Genomic DNA, 24355 nt, shown 5'->3' with positions numbered 1-24355 from the left:
GTCACGCACCCCGAACTTCGGGGTGCGTGACCGAGGGTTCCCGCACCAGGCGAAAAGGTTCGGACGAGCCGCACCGCGCCGGAAAGCTCGGACGAGCCGCACCGCGCCGGAAAGTTCGGACGTGCCGCACAGGGCCGGAAAGTTCGGACGTGCCGCACAGGGCCGGAAAGTTCGGACGTGCCGCACACGCGACGACGGGCCGGTGACCACCGAGGTCACCGGCCCGTCCGCCGTGGGAGGGGGACCGTCAGTGCAGGTCCTTGCCCTCCGCGTGGGCCGCGACGAGCCTGGTGCGGCCGGGGTAGCGGATCTCCTCGACGAGCTCCTGCATCTCGGGCGAGGGCTTCGGCGTCACCTGCGAGACGACGATCGTCACGACGAAGTTGATGATCATGCCGATCGTGCCGATACCCGTCGGGGGGATCCCGAGGATGCCGTCGGAGCCGCCGTAGATCGGGATCGTCCACAGCATGTACGCGAACGTCACACCGAGGCCGACGATCATGCCGGTCATGGCGCCGATGGCCGTGCAGTTCTTCCAGAAGATCCCGAGGACCAGCGCCGGGAAGAAGCTGGCCGCGGCCAACCCGAAGGCGAGGGCGACGACCTGGGCGACGAACCCGGGCGGGTTGATGCCGAGGTAGCCGGCGACGACGATCGCCGCGCCCATCGCGATCCGGCCGACGAGCAGCTGCTGCTTCTCGGAGGCCTGCGGGTTGATCTTCTTGTAGTAGACGTCGTTCGCGACCGACGACGAGATGACGAGCAGCAGACCGGACGCGGTGGACAGCGCCGCGGCGAGCGCACCGGCCGCGACGAGGCCGACGATCGGGGCGGGGAGGCCGCCGATCTCCGGGCTCGCGAGGACGATGATGTCGTTGTTGATCGTCACGTCGGTGAACGTGATGGTCGCGTCGGAGGCGAGCTCCGAGATCGGCGCCGCGGCCTCACCCGACTGGGTGATGAGCCCGACGTCCGCCCACGTGGTGAACCACGAGGGCGCCTCGGAGAGCGCGATGCCGTTCGTGCCACCGAGCTCGTTGATGATGTTGTACTTCGAGAACGCCGCGACCGACGGGGCGGTCGTGTAGAGCAGCGCGATGAAGAACAGTGCCCACAGCGCCGAGTAGCGCGCCGCCCGCACGGACTTCGCCGTGTAGAAGCGGACGATGACGTGCGGCAGGCCCGCCGTGCCGAACATCAGCGCCGCGGTGATGAGCACCATGTTCGCCATCGACGTCTGGGTGAACGCCTCGGTGTACGAGTCCAGCCCGAGGTCGGCCTGGAGCCCGTTGAGCTCGTCGAGGATCGTCCCGAACCCGATCTGCGGGAGGGCGACCCCGGTGACCTTCGCGGAGACCGCGACCGCCGGGATGATGTAGGCGATGATGAGGACCGTGTACTGCGTCACCTGGGTCCAGGTGATGCCCTTCATCCCGCCGAGGACGGCGTAGAAGAACACGATCGCCATGCCGATGACGACGCCCGTCGTCGTGTTGACGCTGAGGAAGCGTGTGAAGACGACGCCGACGCCGGCCATCTGCCCGGCGACGTAGACGAACGACACGACGATCGCCGCCACGACCGCGACGAGGCGGGCGGTCTCGTTGTACCGGTCGCCGACGAAGTCCGGGATCGTGTACTTCCCGAACTTGCGCAGGTACGGCGCGAGGAGCAGGGCGAGCAGCACGTAGCCGCCCGTCCAGCCCATGAGGTAGACGGACCCGCCGTAGCCGTTGCCCGCGAAGGCGACGATGCCGGCGAGCGAGATGAACGACGCGGCGCTCATCCAGTCCGCGGCGATGGCCGCACCGTTGGCCGGGGCGGGGATGCCACCGCCGGCGACGTAGAAGCCCGCCGTGTCGGACACCCGGCTGCGGTAGGCGATGAAGATGTAGAGGCTGAAGGTGATGACGACGAAGACGAGCGTCCACAGCTGGATCTCGGTCACGAGTGGTGCACCTCGCCTTCGTACTCCTCGACGCCGTACTCCGCGTCGAGCTTGTCCATCCGCCACACGTAGACACCGATGAGAATGACGAAGACGATGATCGAGCCCTGCTGCGCGAACCAGAAGCCCAGGGGGAAGCCCAGGAAGCTGACCTTGTTGAGGGCGTCGACGAAGAGGATCCCGGCGCCGTACGACACCAGGGCCCAGATCACCAACAGCACGCTCATCAAGGTGAGGTTCTTGCGCCAGTACTCCTGGCGCTGTCGGTCGTCCATACGGGAACTCGCCTCCTTGCGAATCCGCCGAGCCCCTGTCCGGCCCGGTTGGCCGCAATGAAACTCTGCGCGGGCTGGCAACTCAACGACGTGGAGGGGAGGCGCACCGAACCTGCGGCGAACGGTCGGCCGGGGGGTGTGAAGGGCGCCACCCCACGACGAACGGTCGGTCCGACGCCACGAGCGGTCGGATCCGGCCACTCGTCGGCCGCGGCTCGCCGCTCGTCCCGTCCGCCTCTGCGCGCTGCGGACACGGCGTGCGGCGGGCGCCTACCATCCCGGGCATGAGCCAGAGCACCGCCGCTCCCGCACCCGCTCCGACCACGCGCACCCGCGGCCGGATGGAGCAGGGTCGCAAACGGCTGCTCCTCGCCTCCGCGATGGCGCTCCTCGGGTCCTTCCTGCCGTGGATCTACACGGCGCTCGGGACCGTCAACGGCTCGCGCGGGGCGGGGCTGTGGGTCGCCTACGCAGCCGTCTTCGGCCTCGCGGGGGCGCTCATGCCCAAGCGGCGGATCTCGGCCTTCCAGGGGTTCGTGCTGGCCGTGGTCGCCGTCGGGCTCACGGGGTGGCAGATCGTGCATCTGCTGTCGCTCGTGGGGTTCGCCGGCTGGCTCCCGGGCCCGGGCCTGGTGATGTGTCTCGGGGCCGGGGTGCTGGCAGCGGTCGGCAGCCGGCAGCTCTGGATGCAGCCCGCCGAGGCCTGACCCGAGTCTCCCGGCCCGGAGCCCCGCTGGTGATCGCACCGACCGGGGTCGCTCACGGGCCGTCGTCCCGTGCGAGGTCGACCCCGACGAGGCCGGCGAGCGACCGCAGCTCGCGATCGACGCCGTCGCGCATCGCCGCGGTGGGCTCCACGTCCCAGTGGACGGCGTGCACCCGCAGCAGCCCGGCGTCGAGGTCGCTGTGCGCGTCGACCTTCCCGACGAGACGGTCACCGTGCAGGACCGGCAGGGCGAAGTAGCCCCACCGGCGCTTCGCCGGGGGCTTGTACATCTCGAGCTGGTAGTCGAACGCGAAGATCTCGGAGACCCGCTTCCGGTCGAACACGAGCCGGTCCAGCGGGGACAAGAGGGCGGTCCGCCCGTGGAACGACGCATCGAGCAGGGTCTGGTCGACCCTCCACCGGCCGCGTACCCCCTCGACCACGGCCTCGACGCCGGCCCGGCCCACGTGGTTCGGCTCGCCCGGCGTCTCCGCCGCCGACGCCCGCGCGATGCCGAGCGCGGCGAGCCGGCGCCGGTCCCGTTCGGCGGCGGCCTCGGCGAGCGGTAGGGGCTCGACCTCCGGGTACACCCGTGAGGCGAGGTCCCACACCCGCTCCCGGTTCTCCCGCGACGACACCGCGACCTCGCCACGGGCCTCCATGAGGCCGAGCAGCCGCTGAACGTTCTTGCTGTTCGTCCACCCGGACGAGCGCCACGGCCGCGCGCAGGTGTCCGGGATGTCGCGTGCCGGCAGAGGGCCCTCGGAGCGGAGGCGGGTCAGGACGTCGTCGCGGCAGGCGTGGTTGTCGGCCACCCATCCCTCGAGCCGCCGCTGCCAGTCCTCGAGCGGTTCACTGCCCGGCCACTCCGACATCTCGGCGAGGTACAGCGCGACGTCCTCGGCGGGGCGGAGGAAGCCGCGCACCTCGACGAGCTCACGCGCCTCGAGGAGGTCGTCGAGCGACCCCGGGGAGTAGGCGGCCCCGAGCCGGCTCCACAGGACGAGGTCGGCGTTCGGGGCGACATGGGCGGTGAGGTCCATCTGGACGCACGCGAGGTGCCGGACGACCTCGAGGGCATCGCGCGGCCGGTCGTGGCCGAGGAGCTGGGCCCGGACCGCGACGCGGCGGGCGTCGGACCGCGACAGCCGCTGCACCATCCACCGACCCTAGCTGCGCCGTCCGTCATGGCTCCGACGCCGCCGCATCGCCCCAACGGGGTCGCCGCGCCGACACCGTCGCGCCATCGGCCCGTCATCCAGCATCCACCTCCCGGCCGTGCAGCGCTCCTACCGTCCCCGGCCATGCGCCTGCGCCCCACGGCCCCCGTCGCCGTCCTCGCCACGACGTCCCTCGCCGCCACCGCGCTGCTCGCCGGCCCGGCCCCCGCCCTGGCCGGTGGCCACCACCACGGGCCCGGCCGGTCCCCGGAGGTCGTGCTCACCCCGCTCGGCACCTACCGGACCGGCCTGTTCGACGAGGGCGGCTCCGAGATCACCGCCCACGACCCCGCCACCCAGCGGCTGTTCGTCGTCAGCTCGGGCGCGGGCACGGTCGACGTCCTCGACATCTCGCGGCCGGCCAGGCCCCGCCGGGTCGCCACGCTCGACACCCCGGGCGCCAACAGCGTCGCGGTGCACCGCGGGCTCGTCGCCGTCGCCGAGGAGGCGGACGACAAGACCGCCCCCGGCAGCCTCGCGTTCTTCGACGCCCGGACCGGCGCAGAGCGCGGGCGGGTCACCGTCGGCGCCCTCCCGGACATGGTGACCTTCACCCCGGACGGCCACTACGCCGTCGTCGCGAACGAGGGCGAGCCCGAGGGGTACTGCGCCGGACAGTCCGACCCCGAGGGCAGCGTCTCGGTCGTCGACCTCCGCCGCGGGCCCGCGCGCGCCGTCGTGCGCACCGCCGACTTCCACCGCTGGGACCGTCACGCGGACCGGCTCCGCGCCGCCGGGGTCCGGGTCTTCGGGCCGGGTGCGACCGTCTCGCAGGACCTCGAGCCCGAGTACGTGACCACCGACGGACGCACCGCCTGGGTGACCCTCCAGGAGAACAACGCCGTGGCCACGGTCGACCTGCGCTCCGCCCGGGTCACCCGCATCGCACCGCTCGGGACGAAGGACCACGACACGACCGGGCAGGGGCTCGACGCCTCCGACAAGGACGGCGGCGTGCACATCGCGCCCCGGCCCGTCCGCGGCCTGTACCAGCCGGACTCGCTCGGCCACTACACGTCCGGTGGACACACCTACCTCGTGACCGCCAACGAGGGCGACGCCCGCGAGTACGACTGCTTCGCGGAGGAGGAGCGCGTCGCGGACCTGACCCTCGACCCGGCGGCCTTCCCCGACGCCGCGGCGCTGCAGGAGAAGGGTGCCCTCGGCCGGCTCACCGTGACCACCACCTCGGCGCACGGGCCGGACGGCTACACCGGGCTCGACGCCTTCGGTGCCCGCTCGGTGTCGGTCCGCGACGCACGCACCGGGAGGCTCGTCTGGGACTCCGGCGACGCCCTCGAGCAGCTCGTCGCCGAGCAGCAGCCGTCGCTGTTCAACGCGAACAACGACGACAACGACTCCGTCGACAGCCGCAGCGACGACAAGGGCCCGGAGCCCGAGGGCCTCGACCTCGGCCGGCTGCGCGGGCGCACCTACGCGTTCGTCGGGCTCGAGCGCACCAGCGGCATCGTCGCCATCGACGTCACCGACCCTGCGCACGGGCGCGTGGCCGGCTACGCGTCGAACCGGTCGACCGACCCCGCGGCCGACGCCGAGGCGGGTGAGGCCGGTGATCTCGGCCCCGAGGGCGTGCTGTTCATCCCGGCCTCGCAGAGCCCCAACCGGTCCCCGCTCCTCGTCGTCGGCAACGAGGTGTCGGGCACGACGACGATCTGGTCGGTCGCGACGCGCTGACCGACCCGATCCGCATGCGGGGACGCGGGCTGGCAGGCTGGCCGGCATGCGCACGGCCGGCCTGCTCCTCGCTGCCGGGGCCGGGCGCCGGATGGGTGGCCCGAAGGCCCTCGTCCGGCCCACCCCCGGTGGCCCGACGCTGCTCGAGACCACCCTGGACCGGCTCGTCGCAGCCGGGCTCGAGCACGTCGTCGTCGTCCTCGGCGCAGCCGTCGAGGAGCCCCGCGCGGTCGCCGAGGCGGCCGGGGCGCAGGTCGTCGTCGCCGACGACTGGGACGAGGGAATGGGTGCCTCGTTGCGCGCCGGGCTCGGCCACCTCGCGGAAGCCGCGCCTCCCGACCTCGACGCCGCGCTCGTGACCCTCGTCGACCTGCCCGACGTCGGGACCCGGGTCTACCGCCGCGTCCTCGGCGCCGGACGCGGCGTGGGGCCGGGAGTGCTCCTGCGTGCGACCTACCAGGGCGTTCCCGGCCACCCGGTCGTCCTCGGCCGCGAGCACTGGGAGCCGGTCGTGGCGACCGCCCGCGGCGACCGCGGGGCCCGCGACCACCTGGCCGCGCATCCGCCGACACCGGTCGAGTGCGGGGACCTCGCCACGGGTGCCGACGCCGACACTCCGGACGCCCTGGACGGCTGACCCGCACTCGGCCCGTGGGGGCCGGCGGCGCGGTCTCCGACATCATGGGGCCATGAGCGAGGAGAAGCGACGGTGGCCGGCGAGCGTCTACGGCCACGGCACGGACCCCGACCCGCGCTTCTCCCTGGCCAACGAGCGGACGTTCCTCGCCTGGATCCGCACCGGCCTGGCGCTCCTCGCGGGGGCCGCCGCCCTCGACGCGCTGGACCTCCCGCTCCACGACACCGTCCAGTACCTCCTCGCCGGGCTCCTCGCCGCGGCCGGGCTGCTCGTCGCGGTGACGTCCTTCCGCACCTGGGCACGCACCGAGCGCGCCATGCGCGAGAACACGACACTGCCCGCGAACCCGGCGATGGCCGTCGTGCTCGTCGCCGTCGCGCTGGTCGGGACCGTCCTCGCCGTGAGCAGCCTCCTGCGGGGGGTCGGCGGGTGAGCGAGGAGGTGCAGCGTGACCGCGGGATGCAGCAGGAGCGCACGACGCTCGCCTGGCGACGCACCGGACTCGCCCTCGTCATCGGCTCCCTGACGATCGGCCGGCTCACGCTCGAGACCCTCGGGCCGCTCGTCGTCGCCCCCACGCTGCTCGTCACGGCGCTCGCGGGCTGGGTCGTCGTCGAGGCGCTGAGGTCGCGCGGGATGTCGCGGAGCCACCCGGACGATCCGCAGTTCGCCGTCCTCGCGGACGGCCGGCTGCCCGGGGTCGTCGCGGTCGTGCTGGGTGCCCTCGCGCTCGGCGAGGTCGCGGCAGCCGTCGTCCGGCTGTCCTGACACCTCCCCGGCCGGTACGACGGTCGCCCTTCCCCGGGACCCCCTCGTGGGTGATGCTGGGGCCATGGACCCGAGGACGACGTTCGCCACGGCCCCCGATCTCGCGACCGGGCTCGGCGGCGTCGGCTACCTCGCGGACGAGGCCCTGGCCACGGTCGCGTGGCTCTCGCTCCGTCTCGGCCGTCCGCTGCTCATGGAGGGCGAGCCGGGCACCGGGAAGACCGCGCTCGCCGAGGCCCTCGCCGATGCCATGGACCTGCCGCTCATCCGCCTCCAGTGCTACGAGGGCATCGACGCCTCGCAGGCGCTCTACGACTGGGACTTCCCGCGCCAGATCCTCCACGTGCGCGCCCTCGAGGCCGTGTCCGGCGGGCCGCAGGACATCCGGACGCTCGAGGCGGACCTCTTCGACGAGCGGTTCCTCCTCGCCAGACCCGTGCTCCGTGCGCTGCGCGAGGCGCCCGCGGTCCTCCTCGTCGACGAGGTCGACCGCGCCGACGACGAGTTCGAGGCCTTCCTCCTCGAGGTGCTGTCCACCTGGCAGGTGACGATCCCCGAGCTCGGCCCGGTCGCGGCCGCCACCCCGCCGGTCGTCGTCCTCACCTCGAACCGCACCCGCGAGCTGCACGACGCGCTCAAGCGCCGCTGCCTCTACCACTGGCTCGAGCACCCCGGGATCGAGCGCGAGCTCGCGATCGTCCGCACCCGGGCCCCGGAGGTGTCCGAGCAGCTCGCGGCCCAGGTCGTCCGGGCGGTCCACGCGGTGCGCGAGGACCGCGAGCTGCTCAAGCCGCCCGGCGTGGCCGAGACCCTCGACTGGGCACGGGCGCTGCACGAGCTCGGCACCCGCACCCTCGACACCGCGACCGCCGCAGCGACGCTCGGCGTCGCGGTGAAGTACCGGGAGGACGCCGAGCGGGTCAAGAAGGCCCTCGACGTCCTGCTCACCCGCTGAGCCGTGGCCGACACCCCCGCCCACCCGGACGTGGCCGACCACGTCCGGCCCCCCGAGGAGCTGCTCCTCGGGTTCGCCCGGGCGCTGCGCGCCGCCGGCGTCCACGTCACGGCCGACCGCGAGCGCACCTACCTGGAGGCCGTCGCCGCACTCGGTCTCGACGACCCGGGCGCGGTGCACCACGCCGGGCGGTCGACACTGTGCGGCTCACCCGCCGACCTCGAGCGGCACGACCTCGTCTTCGCCGAGTGGTTCGGCGGCACCCGGGCAGGCACCACGCCGCGTGAGCCCGTCCGCCGGTCCACACCCGTGGCGGGGCTCGACGCCGGGGCCCCCGACGCGGCCGACGGTCGGGACGAGGACGTCACGACGGCCCGGGCGAGTGCCGTCGAGGTGCTCCGCCATCGGGACGTCGCGACCCTCTCCCGCGCCGAGCGCGAGCAGCTCGCGGCGCTCTTCGCCCGGTTGCGCCCCCGGGCGCCGCGCCGGCGGGCGCACCGCTGGTCCCGCGCGCGGCGCGGGGGCGTCGACGCCCGCCGCACGCTGCGCTCGACGCTGCAGCGGATGGGTGAGCCCGGCGACATCGCCTGGCGGCGTCGGGCGGCCCGTCCACGGCGCGTCGTCCTCCTCGTCGACGTGTCCGGGTCGATGACCCCCTACGCCGACGCCCTCGTCCGCCTCGCGCACGTCTACTGCGTGTCCGGCGTGCCCACGGAGGTCTTCACCCTCGGGACCCGGCTGACGCACGTGACCAGGCCGCTGCAGCACCGCGACCCCGACCGGGCCATCGTCGCGGCGGGCCGGAGCATCCCCGACTGGTCCGGTGGGACCCGGCTCGCCGAGGGTCTGAAGGCCTTCCTCGACCGGTGGGGCCGCCGCGGGATGGCCCGTGGAGCCGTCGTGGTCGTGTTCAGCGACGGCTGGGAGCGCGACCACCCGGAGGCCCTCGGGGAGCAGGTGCGCCGCCTCGCGCAGGTGGCCCACCGGGTGGTCTGGGTGAACCCGCATCGGGGCAAGGCGGGGTACGAGCCGGTCCAGGGAGGCATCATGGCGGTGCTGCCGCACGTTCACGACTTCGTCGCCGGACACTCCATGGCGGCACTGACCGAACTCACGGAGGTGGTCGCGGATGCGTGACGTCCTGGGCGAGCTCATGGACTGGTGGCGGGCCGGCGAGACCGTCGGGGTCGGCACGGTCGTCGCGACGTTCCGCTCCGCCCCTCGACCCGCCGGTGCCTCGATGCTCGTCGGGCCGGGCGGCGAGGCGGTCGGCTCGGTCTCGGGCGGCTGCGTCGAGGGCGCGGTCTACGAGCTCGGGCAGGAGGTCGTCGCCGACGGCACCCCAGTGCTGCAGCGCTACGGCGTCTCCGACGACGACGCCTTCGCCGTCGGCCTCACCTGCGGCGGCATCCTCGACGTCTTCGTCGAGAAGGTGTCGCAGGAGACCTTCCCCGGCCTCGGCGACGTCGCCGCGGACGTCGAGGCCGGACGCCCGGTGGCGGTCGCGACCGTCATCGAGCACCCGGACCCCGCGTGGCTCGGACGCCGGATCGTCGTGCGCCCGGAGGACGACGAACGGTCCGACGGCGCGGCCGCGCCCGGCAGCCTCGGCTCGCCACGTGCCGACGCCGCGGTCACCGACGACGCCCGCGGCCTGCTCGCCGCCGGGCGCACCGAGACCCTCACGTACGGGCCGGACGGCGAGCGCCGCGGCGAGGGGATGCGGGTCTTCGTCTCGGCCTTCGCGCCGCGCCCGCGGATGCTCGTCTTCGGGGCCATCGACTTCGCCGCCGCGGTGGCGCACGTCGGGAGCTTCCTCGGCTACCGGGTGACGGTGTGCGACGCCCGGCCCGTCTTCGCCACCGCCAGCCGCTTCCCGGCGGCCGACGAGGTCGTCGTCGAGTGGCCGCACCGGTACCTCGAGGGCGAGGTCGAGGCCGGAGCGGTCGACGCCCGGACCGTCGTCTGCGTGCTCACGCACGACCCGAAGTTCGACGTCCCGGTGCTCGAGGTCGCCCTCCGCCTGCCCGAGGTCGCCTACGTCGGGGCGATGGGCAGCCGACGCACCCACGAGGACCGGCTCGAGCGGCTCCGCGAGGCGGGGATGACCGAGGCGGAGCTCGCGCGGCTGTCCAGCCCCATCGGGCTCGACCTCGGCGCGCGGACCCCGGAGGAGACGGCCGTGTCCATCGCCGCCGAGATCGTCGCCCTCCAGTGGGGCGGTGGCGGGTCGCGGCTCCAGGACGTCGGCGGGCCCATCCACCACCACGCGACCTGACCGGCGAGCGGGCGGGGTCCGACGGCTTTCCCGTCGGGCAAGTGCCCCCGGGGGCATGCGCCGCGTCCCCGGGGCGCCTGACCGGTGGGGACGCCGGGAAGCGCTTGTCAGCGGGGGGTGCGTGAAGCAAGATCACGAGTACGACATCGGTCCCCTGCGAAGGAGTCAAGGATGACTCGGATCACCGTCAGCGTCGACGGCGTCCCCTACACCGACGAGGTCGAGCCCCGGACGCTGCTCGTCCACTACCTGCGCGAGGTGGTCGGCAAGGTCGGCACCGTCGTCGGGTGCGACACGAGCAACTGCGGGGCCTGCACCGTCCATCTCGACGGACGCAGCGTCAAGTCCTGCAACGTCCTCGCCGTCCAGGCCGACGGCCACGAGGTCACGACGATCGAGGGCCTCGCGGTCGACGGCGAGCTCCACCCGATGCAGGCGGCCTTCCACGAGAACCACGCCCTCCAGTGCGGCTACTGCACCCCCGGCATGATCATGCAGGCGGTCGACCTCCTCACCGAGAACCCGCACCCCACCGAGGACGAGATCCGCCAGGGCATGGAGGGCAACCTCTGTCGCTGCACCGGCTACCACAACATCGTCAAGGCCGTGGCCGCCGTCGCGGGCTCGACCTCCGGCGAGGGGAGCGGGGCCCGATGACCGCCGTCGACGACCGTCCCACCGCCGAGATCGGCACCGCCCGCCGGCGCAAGGAGGACCGGCGTCTGGTCACCGGGCGCACGCGGTGGACCGACAACATCCAGCTCCCGGGCATGCTGCACCTCGCGATGGTGCGCAGCCCCTTCGCGCACGCGACGATCAACGGGGTCGACACCGCCGCCGCCAAGGCCGCGCCGGGCGTCATCGCCGTCCTCACCGGGTCCGACATCGCCGACATCCAGGGCGTCAACATCACCGCGTGGCCGATCAGCCCGGACCAGAAGACCCCCGACCACCTGCCGATGCCGCTCGAGCGCGTGGCGCACGCCGGCGAGATCGTGGCCGTCGTCGCCGCCCGCACCGCGGCCCAGGCACGCGACGCCGCCGAGCTCGTCGACGTCGACCTCGAGGAGCTCCCCGCGGTCCTCGACCTCAAGCGGGCCGCGACGGACGAGGTCCTCGCCCACCCCGCGCTGGAGACGAACAAGAGCGCCTTCTGGCAGCTCGACTCCGCGGCGCAGGGCAGTGGCGGCGATGTCGACGAGGCGATCGCCACGGCCCGCGAGAGCGGCATCGTCATCGAGCGCGAGTACCGGCAGCAGCGGCTCATCCCCGCGTTCATGGAGCCACGCTCGACGGTCGTCGACCCCACGGGGGAGCAGGTCGTCATGTGGTCGGCGACCCAGGTGCCGCACGTCCTGCGGTTCTGCATCGCCGCCACCACCGGGCTGCCGGAGTCCAAGATCCGGGTCATCGCCCCGGACGTCGGCGGCGGGTTCGGCGGGAAGCTGCAGTCGACGCCCGAGGAGTTCGTCACGCTCGCCGTGGCCCGCACGCTCGGCAAGCCGTGCAAGTACACCGAGACCCGCTCCGAGACGATGGTCTCCGCGCACCACGGCCGCGACCAGTGGCAGAAGCTGACCCTGGCCGCCGAGAAGGACGGCACCGTGACCGCCCTCAAGGTCGACCTCATGGCCGACCTCGGCGCCTACGCCGCCATCGTCGGTGGCGGCGTGCCCGTCCTCGGCGCGTGGATGTTCAACTCCATCTACAAGTTCGGCGCCTACCAGTTCAACTGCACCACCTACTACACGAACAAGACGTGGGTCGACGCCTACCGCGGCGCGGGCCGGCCCGAGGCGACCTACGCCATCGAGCGGCTCATGGACGAGCTCGCCGCCGAGGTCGGGGTCGACCCTCTCGAGATCCGCGAGAAGAACTGGATCGGGCACGAGGAGTTCCCGTTCACGACGGTCGCCGGGATGACCTACGACTCCGGCAACTACGAGGCCGCGACCGCCCGGGCGAAGGAGCTGTTCGGCTACGACGAGCTGCGGGCCGAGCAGCAGCGGCGGCGGGAGTCCGGTGACCCGGTGCAGCTGGGCATCGGCGTCTCGACCTTCACCGAGATGTGCGGCCTGGCCCCGTCGCGGGTGCTCGGCTCGCTCGACTACGGCGCCGGCGGCTGGGAGAGCGCGAGCATCCGGATGCTCGCCACCGGCACGGTCGAGGTCGTCACCGGGGCGTCGGCGCACGGCCAGGGCCACGAGACGGCGTGGAGCCAGATCGTCGCCGACCGGCTCGGGGTCCCCTTCGAGAGCGTCGAGGTCCTGCACGGCGACACCCAGATCGCGCCGAAGGGCATGGACACCTACGGGTCGCGATCGCTCGTCGTCGGCGGCGAAGCGCTCGTGCGGGCCGCGGACAAGGTCATCGAGAAGGCCAGGCCGCTCGCCGCGCACATGCTCGAGGCGAGCGTCGACGACCTCGAGTTCACCGAGGGCAGGTTCACCGTCAAGGGCACCGACAAGGGCGTCGGCATCACCGACGTCGCGCTGGCCGCCTGGACCGGCCACGACTACCCCGAGGGCGTCGAGCCGAGCATCGACGCCGACGCCACGTACGACCCCGTGAACTTCTCCTTCCCGCACGGCACCCACCTGTGCGCGATGGAGGTCGACACCGAGACCGGCGCCACGAGGATGCGCACGTACGTCTGCGTCGACGACATCGGCACCATTATCAACCCGCTCATCGTCGAGGGGCAGGTGCACGGCGGGCTCGTCCAGGGCATCGCCCAGGCGCTCTGGGAGGGGGCGGAGTACGACGAGCAGGGCACGCTCGTCTCCGGCTCGTTCGTCGACTACACCCTCCCGACCTCCGCGGACACGATCAGCTTCGTCACCGACCACACGACCTCGCCGTCGACGTCGAACAGCCTCGGGACCAAGGGCGTCGGCGAGGCCGGGACCATCGCGTCGACTCCCGCGGTCGTCAACGCGGTCGTCGACGCTCTGCGGCCGATGGGCGTCGACGACGTCGAGATGCCGTGCACGCCCGAACGGGTGTGGAAGGCGATCCGGTCCGGCGGCGGCACCCAGCACGCCGACACGACCCCCGCGCAGCAGGCGCACTTCGACGAAGGGGCCCCCAACCAGGATCCCGCGGCCGGTACGACGGACGGAGTGGTGCAGTGATCCCCGCAGCATTCGACTACGTGGCCCCGACGAGCCTGGAGGACGCCCTCGCGGCGCTCGCGCAGGCCGGAGACGACGCCAAGGTGATGGCGGGCGGCCAGTCGCTGCTCCCGATCCTGCGGATGCGGCTGGGCGCGCCCGAGACGGTCGTCGACCTCGGCCGGATCGAGGCGCTGCGTGGCGTGCGCGACGGTGGTGACCACCTCGCCATCGGGGCGATGACGCCCTACAGCGACGTCGTCGCCGACCCTCTCGTCGCCGAGCACGCCGGGCTGCTCGCCCGGGCCGTCGAGACCGTCGCCGACCCACAGATCCGCCATCGCGGCACGATCGGTGGCGCGCTCGTCCACGCGGACCCCGCGGGCGACGTCGGGGCGCCGGTCCTCGCACTCGACGCCACCCTCGTCGTCGTCGGACCGGGCGGCGAGCGCACCGTCCCGGCGGCGGAGTTCTTCCGGAACCTCTTCGAGACCGCGGTCGGCGACGGCGAGCTGCTCACCGAGATCCGTGTCCCGAAGCACACCGGCTGGGGCAGCGCGTACGAGAAGTTCGTCCGGGTCTCGCACCAGTGGTCCATCGTGGGCGTCGCCGCGGCGGTACGGGTCGACGGCGGGTCCATCGCGGAGGCCAAGGTGGGCCTGACGAACATGGGTTCCACCCCGATGCGCGCCACGGCGGTGGAGCAGGCCCTGGTGGGGAAGGACGACTCGGGGCTCGCCGATGCCTGCGCCGCGGCGGCCGAGGGGACCAGCCCGCCCAGCGACCTCAACGGGGATGCCGACTACCGTCGGCATCTCGCGACCGTGCTCACTCGCCGCGCCGTCCGGAGTGCGATGCAATGATGCACCCATGGAGCTGACTCACTCGTTCACCGTCCCCGCCGATGTCGACACGACCTGGAACACCTTCATGGACCTCGAACGGGTCGGTGGGTGTTTCCCGGGTGCCACCGTCACCGAGGTGACCGACGACGGGTTCTCGGGAACCGTCAAGGTCAAGCTCGGCCCGATCGCGATGCAGTACTCCGGAAGTGGCCAGTTCGTCGAGAAGGACGACGCTGCGCACCACGCCGTCATCGAGGCCAAGGGCAAGGACAAGCGGGGCAACGGCACGGCCGGGGCCACGGTCACCATCCAGCTCGCGCCCGAGGGCTCGGGGACCAAGGTCGACGTCGCCACCGACCTCGCCGTCACCGGCAAGCCCGCCCAGTTCGGACGCAGCGTGATGCAGGACGTCTCGGACAAGCTGCTCGGCCAGTTCATCTCGTGCATCGAGGGCGAGCTGGCCCAGGCCGGCTCGGCGCCGGCGGCAGAGGAGCCGGCATCGGCGCCGGCCACCGAACCCGCCGCCGAGGGCGCGGCCGCTGTGCCGGCCACGGACGCCGAGCCCGCGGCGGTGTCGACCTCCGCGGCCCCCGGTGCCGGCGCCGCTCCCGCGGCCCCGACCCCTGCCCCGGCCCCCCGACCGGCGCCGAAGGCCTCGTCCGACGACGGCGCTCTCGACCTCGGCGCCACGGTGCTGCCGGTGCTCGTCCGGACGTACGCCCCCTACGTCGTCGTCGGCGTCGTGGGCGTCGTCATCGGCTGGCTCATCGGTCGCGGCTGAACCGGAGGTCGTCCGCGAGGCGCCGCGCGTCGGCGTCCTCGGGGTCCGGCGGGAACGAGCGCCAGGTGCGGCCTTCTGCCTCGGCCCGGCGATGGGCCATCTCGGTGAGCACCACGACGGGGCCGACGACGACGGCGATGCCGGCGAGGGTGAGCAGGAGCTGGGCGATGGCCATGACGGTGTTCATGGCTCGATCTTGACGACCATGCAGTACCTGCCACGAGTGGCAGGAATGCCGAACTCCGTCAAGAACCTGCCATACTCGGCGGATGCCCCTCCGCTCCGTCGCCGTGCTGCTGCAGGAGCCCGTCCAGCTCTTCGAGTACGCCGTGCTGGACGAGGTCTTCGGCATGGACCGCTCCGACGAGGGCATCGAGCCGTTCGACTTCCGGGTCTGTGCGGAGCGGCCGGGTCCACTGTCCTCGGGCAACGGCACGAGCGTGACCGCGGCCCACGGCCTCGACGCCGTGGGCGACGCCGACCTCGTCGCGGTCCCGGCCTCCCCGGCGGCCGCGTCGCCGTCTCCCGCGGTCGTCGAGGTGCTGCGCGACGCGGTCGACCGGGGTGCCTGGGTGCTGTCCCTGTGCTCGGGTGCGTTCACCCTCGCTGCCGCCGGGGTCCTCGACGGCCGGCGGGCGGCAGCGCACTGGCGGGATGCCGCCGACCTGGCGCAGCGCTACCCGGCGGTCACCGTCGACGCCGATGTCCTCTACGTCCAGGACGGCCGGATCATCACGGGCGCGGGCACCGCGGCCGGTATCGACGCCTGCCTGCACCTGGTGCGCACCGAGCTGGGGACGGGCGTCGCGACCCGGATCGCGCGGCGGATGGTCGTCCCACCGCACCGGGACGGCGGACAGCGCCAGTTCATCGACCGACCGGTGCCGACGACCGAGGCCGAGTCGCTCGGCGAGGTCCTCGGCTTCATGGCGGAGACCCTCGGGGAGCAGCACACCGTGGCGACCCTCGCACGGCGGGCCTCGATGTCGCCCCGGACCTTCGCCCGCCGGTTCGTCGCCGAGACCGGAACCACGCCGCACCAGTGGCTGGTCGACCAGCGCGTCCTGCGGGCCCGCGAGCTGCTCGAGGAGAGCGACCTGCCGGTCGAGCACGTCGCGAGCGAGGCGGGCTTCGGCACCGCCGCGCTGCTGCGGCACCACTTCACCCGGTGCACCGGGCTGTCCCCGACGGCGTTCCGCAGCCAGCACCGGGTCCCCGGCTGAGCCGGCCGGCTCAGGGGTGGTCGACCGGGTCGCGCAGCCGGGCCGCGGTGGCGCGGAGCGCGGTCGCGCCCGTTCGGCACCTCGCCCACCCCGTGCCTCCGATCTCCACACGATCTCCACACGAGCCACCCACGGCCCGCACCCCACGCTCCCTACGCTCGTGCCCATGACCGAGGGGACCCCGACCACCGTGCTCGTCGTCGAGGACGAGCCGACGATCAACCAGGCCGTGACCGACCGGCTGCGCGCCGAGGGGTTCGTCGTCGTCTCGGCCGTCGACGGGCCCGGCGCCGTCACCGCGTTCGAGCAGCACGCGCCGGACGTCGTGCTGCTCGACGTCATGCTCCCGGGCTTCGACGGCCTCGAGGTGTGCCGCCGCATCCAGGCGGTCCGCCCGGTGCCGGTCCTGATGCTCACCGCACGCGACGACGAGACCGACCTGCTCGTCGGGCTCGGCGTCGGCGCGGACGACTACGTCACCAAGCCCTTCTCGATGCGCGAGGTCGTCGCCCGCCTCCGCGCGCTGCTGCGGCGGGTCGAGCGGGCCAAGGCGCTCGCGCACGCCACCGGCCGGGTCGACGTCGGCGGCCTCGTCGTGGACCCCGCGACCCGGAAGGTCACCGTCGACGGCGCCTCGGTGCACCTCACGCCGCTCGAGTTCGACCTCCTGTGCTCGCTCGCGGCCGAGCCCGGCGCCGTCCGATCGCGGGAGGTCCTCATGCGCGAGGTGTGGGGCTGGGGCGACGCCTCCGGCACCCGCACGCTGGACAGCCACGTCAAGGCGCTGCGCGCCAAGATCGGTGCCGACCGGGTGCGCACCGTGCACGGCGTCGGCTACGCCCTGGAGCCGGGCGCGTGAACCCCGACCGTCCGCTCGACGGGGTGACCTCCATCAAGGTCAAGCTCGGGCTGCTCGTCGGGGTCAGCGTCGTCGCGTCCGTCGTCGTGGCGGGGGTCGCCCGGCAGGCGGGCGTCCCGTGGTGGACCAGCGTCCCCGTGTCCATCGCCGCGGCCCTCGGGGTGACCCAGTGGCTGGCCCGCGGGATGACCGCGCCGCTGCGGGAGATGACCGCCGCCGCCCGGCGGATGGCCGCCGGCGACTACGGGCAGCGGGTCACCGCGACCTCGTCGGACGAGGTCGGCCAGCTCGCGCACGCCTTCAACGCGATGGCGGCCGACCTCGCGGGCGCCGACCTCGAGCGCCGCCGGCTCGTCGCCACGGTCTCGCACGAGCTGCGGACACCGCTCACCGCGCAGCGCGCACTCCTGGAGAACCTCGCCGACGGCGTCGTGACGCCCGGTCCGGAGAACCTCGCCGCGGCCCTCGCGCAGGCCGAGCGGCTGAGCGACCTCGTCGGCGACCTCCTCGACCTGTCCCGGATCGACGCCGGGGTGGCCCCCCTGACGCTCGCGCCGGTCCGGGTCGGGGACGTCCTGTCCCGGGTCGCCGCCGAGTCCGCCGTGACGGAGCGTCCGGTCCGGCTCACCCACGGCGTCGAGCCCGCGGACCTCACCGTGAGCGCCGACGCCGCGCGCCTGGCCCAGCTCGTCGCCAACCTCGTCGACAACGCGGTGCGGCACAGCCCGCCCTCCGGTGAGGTGCGGCTCTCCGCCCGCGCCGAGGGACCCGGCACCTGGGTGCTCGACGTCCACGACGACGGACCCGGTATCCCTGCCGAGCGCGCCGATCGGGTCTTCGAGCGCTTCGGAACCGGTGACGACTCCGGAGGAGGCACCGGGCTGGGCCTCGCGATCGTCCGCTGGGTGTGCGAGCTGCACGGCGGCCGCGTCGAGGTCGTCCCGACCGCCGCGGACGCCCCCGGCGCCCATCTGCGGGTCACGATGCCCGTCACCCCGAGACCCGACCGTCCGACCCACCTGCGCGACGGGACCGCCGCGCCCCGCCCCACGACAGAGGAGGCCACCGTGCCGACGACCCCGATCCCCGCTCCGTCCCCTGCGCCTCCGCCGGCCGCGCCCCCGGCCCCCGCGCCGTACGGCGACGGCCCCGGGGCGACCGACGCCCTCGTCGAGCGGTTCTGGCCCGAGCCGGACAAGCGGCCGCGACCCGGGGCCCTCGTCGCCGCGCTGGGCATCGGCGGGTTCGCCGCCCTCACCTGGTTCGACCGGGAGATCGGGCTCGCCACCTGGCTCGTCCTGCTCGCCACCGGTGCGCTCATGTGGGTCGTCGCGCGGAACCGGCGACACCCCTGGACCGTCGCCTGCGGCGTCACGGCCGCACTGCTCGCGACGACGACCCTGGTCCGCGACGCCGGAGGCGTGGTCGTCCTGTCGGTCCTCGCCGGCGTCACCGTCGCCGCGGTGGGGCTGACCCGCGCCCACGGGGTCCTCGCGATGGTCGCGAGCGGTGCCGCCTGGCCGCTCTCCGGGCTGCGCGGGCTGCCCCTGCTCGGCCGCACCCTCAGCGCGACCGGGCGGGGGCGGCTCCTCTGGCCCGTGCTGCGCACCGCCGCCGTCACCGCCCTGCTCCTCGTCGTTTTCGGTGGCCTCTTCGCGACCGCGGACTCCCTCTTCGGCGCGTGGGCCGAGGCACTCGTGCCCGACCTCGGCTGGGACAGCATCGTCGGGCGGACGTTCCTCTTCGTCCTCGTCGGCGGCGTCGCCCTGGCCGGGGCGTACCTCGCGCTCAACCCGCCGGTCGTTGACCGGGTCGTCCTGCGCGCGGCCCCCCGGTCCCGGGCCGTCTGGGAGTGGGGGGTGCCCGTCGCCGGGGTCGTGCTGCTCTTCGTCGGGTTCCTCGTCGCCCGGGGCACCGCGATCTTCGGGGGGCGCACCTACCTGCGCGAGACCGAGGGCCTCACCCACGCCGAGTACGTCCACCAGGGGTTCGGGCAGCTGACCGTCGCGACGTTCCTCACCGTGCTCGTCATGGCGGCGACGTTGCGGGTCGCCTCGCGACGCACGCGCGGCGACCGGCTCGCCATCCGGGTGCTGCTCGGTCTGCTCGGCGCGTGCACGCTCGCGGTCGTCGCGTCCGCCCTCTACGGCATGTCGCTGTACCAGGAGGCCTTCGGCTTCACCGTCCTGCGGCTGTTCGTCGACGGCGTCGAGCTGTGGCTCGGGCTCGTCGTCCTGCTCATGCTCGGTGCCGTCCTGCGGCTCTCCTGGGGCTGGGTCGCCCGGGTCGTCCTCGTCTCCGGCGCGGTCTTCACCCTCGGCTTCGCCGCGATGAACCCGGACGGGTGGGTGGCCGCCCGCAACATCGACCGCTTCGAGGCCACGGGGAAGGTCGACACGCTCTACCTGTCGACGCTCTCCGCGGACGCCGCCCCCGTCATCGCCGAGCGGCTGCCCCGGGACATGGCCGCCTGTGTGCTGCGTGACCGCGTCGTCGACCTCGCGAACGGCGCGGGCGAGGACTGGCTGGAGGCCAACGTCGGCCGGCTCCGCGCGGACGCCGCCGTCGCCGACCTGCCCGTCGTCGACCCGGACGTGCGCTCCGCCGCCTCCTGCGCGCCGCTGCTCAGCGACAGCTACAGCCGCTGACGCCGGCTCGACCGGTGGGGGGCGATGGCATGGCATGCTCGCCGACCATGGACGCCCGCACCGTGCTCGTGCTCAACGGCCCGAACCTCAACCTGCTCGGCGAGCGGCAGCCCGAGGTCTACGGGCACGAGACCCTGGCCGACGTCGAGGCGCTCTGCCGGGAGACCGCGCAGGCCCACGGGATGGTCGTCGACTTCCGGCAGACCAACCACGAGGGGACGCTCGTGGACTGGGTCCAGGAGGGCCGGGCGGGCATCGCCGGGATCGTCCTCAACGCGGCCGGGTACACCCACACGTCGGTGGCGGTCCGGGACGCGCTCGCTGCCTGCCGGGTGCCGAGGGTCGAGGTGCACATCAGTGACATCCACGCGCGCGAGGAGTTCCGGCACTTCTCCTACCTCACCGACGTCTGCGACCACCACGTCATCGGACGGGGCGTCCCCGGGTACGCCGAGGCGGTCACCTGGGTCGCGGAGCACGCGACCGGGTGACCGCCCCGGGGTGGACGCCACGCTCGCCGGTCAGCCGCCGGAGCCGACCATCGGCCGCCCGGTCTCCAGCAGCGTCTTGAGGCCGGCGAGCACCCACGGCCAGCCGCCGCCACCCTGGATCGCGTCGCCGGTGCCCTCGACGTCGCGGGCGGTGTTCTGGGCGCCGGTGCAGTCGTGGGTCAGGGTGAGGCCGGTGAGGGGGCCGGGGTACTCGGTGAGCTCCCATGTCAGGGTGGTCTCCTCGCCGTGCCATGCGGCCACCCAGGTCTGGACGAGCCGCCGGGGTGGGTCGGCCTCGAGGACGCGGCCGGTGACGGCGACGTCGCCCATCCCCATCTCCTTCATCTGCTCGGTCGTGTGGGCGACGTAGTCGCCGCCGGGGGTGAGGTCGTAGTCGACCCCGCCGCCATAGCCGTACCTGGTCGTGAACTCCGAGCTCGTGATGCCGTCCCACACCTGCTGGGCGGTGGCCTCGATGTAGACGCGGAACACCTGCATCTCGGGGGCGTCGCGCTCGGGTGCGTCCGTGGTCGTGTCGTCGGTCATGGTGGGTCCTTCTCTTCCAGTGCGCGTTTCAGGTCGGTGAGCGCCAGCACGTGGTGCTCGGTGAACTTGTCGATCCAGCGGTCGTGGACCAGCCGGATGGGGACCGGGTTGAGGAAGTGCAGCTTGCGCCGCCCCTCCTTCCGGGTGGTGACCAGGCCCGCCTCCTCGAGCACCCTGAGGTGCTTGGAGACCCCGAAGCGGGTCATGTCGGTGCGGTCGGCGACGACGGTCTCGAGCTCGCCGAGGGTGCGACCGTCCTGCTCGTACAGGGCGTCGAGGACGAGGCGCCGCGTGGGGTCGGCGAGCGCCTTGAAGACCAGGTCGTCCTGCACGCCGGAACAATAGGTGACTAAAATGTCACATGTCAACGTCCGAGGGTTCGCGTCGGCCGGCGGCGCCGGATCGGCCGGACAGGCAAACGCGGTCAGGGTTCACGTCGTGGGGCGCGTCGTCGGACAGGCAAAGGGCGGTCAGGGTTTCGCGCCGTCGGGCCGGATCATCGGACAGGCAGTCGCAGGGGGCGCTCGGGAAGCCGGCCTGCGACCTGCGCGGACGCGCCTCCTACCCGGCGTCGTCACCGGTGGAGTCGGGCATTGCCTGTCCGTCGTTGCGCTCGGAGAACCTCGGCCATCAGGCTTCCGTCCCCACGGCGCCGACCCGGGCCGGCTTCCGGCGGCTAGCGTCGGCGGTGTGCGAGACCTGCCGGCCCTCTGGTCCAGCGCGGCCTGGCGCGCCGAGCTGGAGGCGTGGCTGCTGCCCGCGCTGGCGGACGCCGGGCTCACGCCCACCGGTCCGGTCGTCCAGGACCGGGTGCGCTTCTGGTCCACGGTGCTGCACGTCGACACCGACGATGGCCGCGTGTGGGTCAAGGAGAACGCGCCCTCGCAGGCCTTCGAGGCCGCGCTCGTCACCGTCGTCGACCGAATCGCGCCCGGGCGGATGGCGCCCGTCGTCGCCGCCGAGGCCGACCACGGATGGCTGGCGACGCGCGACGTCGGGGTGCCGCTGTGGGACCGCGACGACGTCGGCGAGGACGCGTGGGTCGAGCTCGTCGCCGGCTGGGGCAGGCTCCAGCGCGAGCTCGCGCCGCACGCCGACGCGCTGCTCGCCACCGGCATGGCCGCGTTCCCCGAGGACGCGGCGGCCGGATGGGCGGCCGACCTCGCGGACACCCTGTACGCCCTGCCGACGGGCGACCCACGGCGGCTCTCGGACGGCGAACGGCGGGAGGTCGACGCCGGGCTGCCCCTGGTCGCCGACGCCGCCGAGGCGCTCGTCGCGTCCGGGATGCCGGCCACGCTGCAGCACAACGACCTCCACCTGGGCAACGCCTTCCACGAGGCCGGGTCGCCGGTCGCGTTCATCGACCTCGGTGACGCCGTGTGGGCGCATCCGTTCACGGCGTTCCGCATCCCGCTGTGGATCCTCGCCGAGCGCCAGGGCGGGGCCGGCGACCCACTCGTCGGCCGGGTCGTCGACGCCGCGCTCGAGCCATGGACCGACCTCGCCTCCCGCGACGCGCTGCGCGCCCTCCTCCCGTCCGCCGACCGGGTCTCGTGCCTGCACCGGGCACTGTCCTGGCAGCGGCTGGTCGACGACGTCCCGGTGTCGGCCGTCGACCCCGGCCACGTGCGGGCGGCGGCCGACTGGCTGCTCGTGGCCACCGACACCGATCCGTTCGCCCGCGCCACCCGGTAGCGACTCAGGCCTCACGGCCGACGAGCAGCGCGGTGACCTCGTCCGGTCGCTCCAGGCTCGGCAGGTGCGCCGCCCACGGCAGGGTCAGCAGCTCGGCCCGCGGCATGGTGTCCGCGAGGTGCGCCGCGACCGTGCGGAACAGGTCGAGGTCCAGCTCGCCCGCGACGACGAGGGCGGGGACCTCGACCCGGGCCGGGTCGACGTCGACCCGGCGCACGCCGGGGGGCGGATCGGCCTCCTCGGCCCCGAACGCCTCGACGTCCGGCGTCGGGTCCAGGCCGCGGAGCGCCGGGCACAGCAGGACGAGCCGTTCGACCCGCTCCGGGTGCTCGGCGGCCAGCTCGAGCGCGACCCGGCCCCCGAGTGACGAGCCGACGACGGTGGCGCGCTCCACGCGGAGGTGGTCCAGCAGCTCGACGACGTCGTCATGGGTCAGCAGCATGACCCGATGAAAGCGCACCCACGCGGAGGGGGCCACCGGGTTTCGCGCCACGCTACGGTCGGTGGATGAGCACCGACCGCCAGCTGCCGCCGTTCCGTGCCGACCACGTGGGCAGCCTGCTGCGGCCGCAGCGGCTGCTCGACGCCCGCCGACGGCACGCCGACGACGACACCCTGCGCGAGACCGAGGACGAGGCGATCCGCGAGGTCGTCGGCCTCCAGCGTGACGCCGGCCTGCAGACCGTCACCGACGGCGAGTTCCGGCGCACCTCGTGGCACATGGACTTCATCTACCAGCTCGAGGGGATCGCCAGCACCGACGAGAAGATCCAGGTCCACTTCCGCAACGCGGGCGGCGACATCGACTTCGAGTCCGCCGCGCTCGCGGTGCACGACCGGGTCCGGCTGGGTCACACGATCTTCGGCGACGACTTCGAGTACCTCGCCCGGACCGCCGCCGAGGAGGCGCCCGGGATGACGCCCAAGCTGACGATGCCGTCGCCGAGCATGGTCCACTACCGCGGCGGCACGGCGGCGATCTCGCCCGAGGCGTACCCCGACCGTGAGCAGTTCTGGTCCGACCTCGCCACCGCGTACTCGGAGCAGCTGCGCCGCGTCGCCGACCTCGGCTGCACGTACGCCCAGCTCGACGACACGAGCCTGGCCTACCTCAACGACCCGCAGCAGCGCGAGGAGCAGCGGGCCCGCGGCGAGGACCCGGACCACCAGCACGAGCGGTACATCCGCACGCTCAACGCGGCCATCGGGGACCGGCCGGAGCCGCTGCGCGTCACGACCCACATGTGTCGCGGCAACTTCCGGTCGTCGTGGGCGGCCGAGGGCGGCTACGACTTCGTCGCCGAGGCGCTGTTCTCCGACCTGGCCGTCGACGGCTTCTTCCTCGAGTACGACGACGAGCGTTCCGGCGGCTTCGAGCCGCTGCGGTTCGTCCCGCCCGGCAAGCAGGTCGTGCTCGGGCTCGTCACGACGAAGACCCCGCAGCTGGAGGACAAGGACGCGCTCAAGCGCCGCATCGACGAGGCGGCGAAGTACGTGCCGCTCGAGCAGCTGTGCCTGTCGCCGCAGTGCGGGTTCTCCTCGACGGTCGAGGGCAACGCGCTCAGCCAGGACGAGGAGCTCGCCAAGCTGCGGCTCATCGTCGAGGTCGCCGACGAGGTCTGGGGATGACGACTTCCGAGTAACTACTAGGACGTCCTACTATCTC

The 24355-nt window shown here is 73.5% G+C and carries 24 protein-coding genes and 1 pseudogene; 18 read left to right on the top strand and 7 right to left on the bottom strand.

Going from position 1 to position 24355, the window contains the following annotated elements; all coding sequences use genetic code 11:
- Window positions 1-247: 247 nt before the first annotated feature.
- Together JQN72_RS11475 and JQN72_RS11470 are read right to left on the bottom strand one after the other, a co-directional pair.
- Complete coding sequence (locus JQN72_RS11475) at window positions 248-1951, bottom strand: sodium:solute symporter family protein (RefSeq protein WP_204135328.1); 1704 nt, start codon at window positions 1949-1951, stop codon at window positions 248-250.
- Window positions 1948-2226, bottom strand: a complete 279-nt coding sequence (locus JQN72_RS11470) for a DUF4212 domain-containing protein (RefSeq protein ID WP_204135327.1) — start codon at window positions 2224-2226, stop codon at window positions 1948-1950. The genes JQN72_RS11475 and JQN72_RS11470 overlap by 4 nt, the downstream gene beginning before the upstream one ends.
- Before the next feature lie 284 nt (window positions 2227-2510).
- Here JQN72_RS11470 and JQN72_RS11465 point away from each other — a divergent pair, with 284 nt between their 5' ends.
- Entirely contained in the window at window positions 2511-2933 is a 423-nt protein-coding gene (locus JQN72_RS11465) for a hypothetical protein (RefSeq protein ID WP_204135326.1), read from the top strand.
- 52 nt (window positions 2934-2985) lie between these two features.
- Here the strand turns inward: JQN72_RS11465 and JQN72_RS11460 are convergent, their stop codons facing one another.
- A complete protein-coding gene (locus JQN72_RS11460; protein WP_204135325.1) occupies window positions 2986-4092 on the bottom strand; it encodes a DNA glycosylase AlkZ-like family protein in 1107 nt (368 codons plus the stop codon).
- Between the two features lie 144 nt (window positions 4093-4236).
- On the opposite strand from JQN72_RS11460, the gene JQN72_RS11455 reads away from it, so the two are divergent.
- From JQN72_RS11455 to JQN72_RS11405, 11 genes are all read left to right on the top strand, one after another.
- Window positions 4237-5847 carry a choice-of-anchor I family protein gene (locus JQN72_RS11455; protein WP_204135324.1) on the top strand — a complete coding sequence of 537 codons (1611 nt, stop codon included), beginning with the start codon at window positions 4237-4239 and terminating at the stop codon, window positions 5845-5847.
- Window positions 5848-5893: 46 nt separating this feature from the next.
- Window positions 5894-6484 (top strand): NTP transferase domain-containing protein, encoded by a 591-nt coding sequence (locus JQN72_RS11450; protein WP_204135323.1) that lies wholly within the window; start codon window positions 5894-5896, stop codon window positions 6482-6484.
- A 52-nt stretch (window positions 6485-6536) separates the two neighbouring features.
- Window positions 6537-6917, top strand: coding sequence for a YidH family protein (locus tag JQN72_RS11445; protein ID WP_204135322.1), 381 nt, complete (start codon window positions 6537-6539; stop codon window positions 6915-6917).
- Complete coding sequence (locus tag JQN72_RS18910; RefSeq protein ID WP_204135321.1) at window positions 6914-7252, top strand: DUF202 domain-containing protein; 339 nt, start codon at window positions 6914-6916, stop codon at window positions 7250-7252. Before JQN72_RS11445 ends, JQN72_RS18910 begins: the two co-directional genes overlap by 4 nt.
- Before the next feature lie 64 nt (window positions 7253-7316).
- Complete coding sequence (locus JQN72_RS11435) at window positions 7317-8207, top strand: MoxR family ATPase (protein WP_204135320.1); 891 nt, start codon at window positions 7317-7319, stop codon at window positions 8205-8207.
- 3 nt (window positions 8208-8210) lie between these two features.
- On the top strand, window positions 8211-9344 hold the full coding sequence (locus JQN72_RS11430) for a VWA domain-containing protein (RefSeq protein WP_307812634.1): 1134 nt from the start codon (window positions 8211-8213) through the stop codon (window positions 9342-9344).
- Window positions 9337-10485, top strand: a complete 1149-nt coding sequence (locus JQN72_RS11425) for an XdhC/CoxI family protein (protein WP_204135319.1) — start codon at window positions 9337-9339, stop codon at window positions 10483-10485. The genes JQN72_RS11430 and JQN72_RS11425 overlap by 8 nt, the downstream gene beginning before the upstream one ends.
- Window positions 10486-10656: 171 nt before the next feature.
- A complete protein-coding gene (locus JQN72_RS11420) occupies window positions 10657-11142 on the top strand; it encodes a (2Fe-2S)-binding protein (RefSeq protein WP_204135318.1) in 486 nt (161 codons plus the stop codon).
- Entirely contained in the window at window positions 11139-13619 is a 2481-nt protein-coding gene (locus JQN72_RS11415) for a xanthine dehydrogenase family protein molybdopterin-binding subunit (protein ID WP_204135317.1), read from the top strand. Before JQN72_RS11420 ends, JQN72_RS11415 begins: the two co-directional genes overlap by 4 nt.
- The gene (locus JQN72_RS11410) at window positions 13616-14461 is read left to right on the top strand and encodes a xanthine dehydrogenase family protein subunit M (RefSeq protein WP_204135316.1); all 846 of its coding nucleotides are present in this window, start codon (window positions 13616-13618) and stop codon (window positions 14459-14461) included. The genes JQN72_RS11415 and JQN72_RS11410 overlap by 4 nt, the downstream gene beginning before the upstream one ends.
- Before the next feature lie 7 nt (window positions 14462-14468).
- On the top strand, window positions 14469-15224 hold the full coding sequence (locus tag JQN72_RS11405; RefSeq protein WP_204135315.1) for an SRPBCC family protein: 756 nt from the start codon (window positions 14469-14471) through the stop codon (window positions 15222-15224).
- On the opposite strand, the gene JQN72_RS11400 is transcribed toward JQN72_RS11405, so the two are convergent.
- Window positions 15208-15411, bottom strand: a complete 204-nt coding sequence (locus JQN72_RS11400; RefSeq protein WP_204135314.1) for a hypothetical protein — start codon at window positions 15409-15411, stop codon at window positions 15208-15210. The two genes, JQN72_RS11405 and JQN72_RS11400, sit on opposite strands and share 17 nt — an antisense overlap.
- An 82-nt stretch (window positions 15412-15493) precedes the next feature.
- Here JQN72_RS11400 and JQN72_RS11395 point away from each other — a divergent pair, with 82 nt between their 5' ends.
- From JQN72_RS11395 to aroQ, 4 genes are all read left to right on the top strand, one after another.
- Complete coding sequence (locus JQN72_RS11395) at window positions 15494-16447, top strand: GlxA family transcriptional regulator (protein WP_204135313.1); 954 nt, start codon at window positions 15494-15496, stop codon at window positions 16445-16447.
- 166 nt (window positions 16448-16613) lie between these two features.
- Window positions 16614-17306: a response regulator transcription factor gene (locus JQN72_RS11390; protein ID WP_204135312.1), complete on the top strand. Its 693-nt coding sequence runs from the start codon at window positions 16614-16616 to the stop codon at window positions 17304-17306.
- A 23-nt stretch (window positions 17307-17329) separates the two neighbouring features.
- Window positions 17330-19954 (top strand): DUF4153 domain-containing protein, encoded by a 2625-nt coding sequence (locus JQN72_RS11385; RefSeq protein ID WP_307812632.1) that lies wholly within the window; start codon window positions 17330-17332, stop codon window positions 19952-19954.
- Between the two features lie 47 nt (window positions 19955-20001).
- Window positions 20002-20445, top strand: coding sequence for a type II 3-dehydroquinate dehydratase (aroQ, locus tag JQN72_RS11380; RefSeq protein ID WP_204135310.1), 444 nt, complete (start codon window positions 20002-20004; stop codon window positions 20443-20445).
- A 30-nt stretch (window positions 20446-20475) separates the two neighbouring features.
- On the opposite strand, the gene JQN72_RS11375 is transcribed toward aroQ, so the two are convergent.
- Together JQN72_RS11375 and JQN72_RS11370 are read right to left on the bottom strand one after the other, a co-directional pair.
- The gene (locus tag JQN72_RS11375; protein WP_204135309.1) at window positions 20476-20991 is read right to left on the bottom strand and encodes an SRPBCC domain-containing protein; all 516 of its coding nucleotides are present in this window, start codon (window positions 20989-20991) and stop codon (window positions 20476-20478) included.
- Window positions 20988-21323, bottom strand: a complete 336-nt coding sequence (locus JQN72_RS11370; RefSeq protein WP_204135308.1) for a helix-turn-helix transcriptional regulator — start codon at window positions 21321-21323, stop codon at window positions 20988-20990. Before JQN72_RS11370 ends, JQN72_RS11375 begins: the two co-directional genes overlap by 4 nt.
- 358 nt (window positions 21324-21681) lie before the next feature.
- Here JQN72_RS11370 and JQN72_RS11365 point away from each other — a divergent pair, with 358 nt between their 5' ends.
- A complete protein-coding gene (locus JQN72_RS11365) occupies window positions 21682-22689 on the top strand; it encodes a phosphotransferase (RefSeq protein ID WP_204135307.1) in 1008 nt (335 codons plus the stop codon).
- A 4-nt stretch (window positions 22690-22693) separates the two neighbouring features.
- Here the strand turns inward: JQN72_RS11365 and JQN72_RS11360 are convergent.
- Window positions 22694-23200: pseudogene (locus tag JQN72_RS11360) on the bottom strand (alpha/beta fold hydrolase); the annotation flags it as partial.
- Between JQN72_RS11360 and JQN72_RS11355 the strand changes: the two are divergent.
- Window positions 23197-24318: a 5-methyltetrahydropteroyltriglutamate--homocysteine S-methyltransferase gene (locus JQN72_RS11355; RefSeq protein WP_204135305.1), complete on the top strand. Its 1122-nt coding sequence runs from the start codon at window positions 23197-23199 to the stop codon at window positions 24316-24318. The pseudogene JQN72_RS11360 and the gene JQN72_RS11355 sit on opposite strands and share 4 nt — an antisense overlap.
- Window positions 24319-24355: the final 37 nt, after the last annotated feature.

This window comes from Phycicoccus sp. CSK15P-2 (assembly GCF_016888005.1).
Lineage (GTDB): Bacteria > Actinomycetota > Actinomycetes > Actinomycetales > Dermatophilaceae > Phycicoccus.
This window is presented reverse-complemented; position numbering and strand designations above follow the sequence as displayed.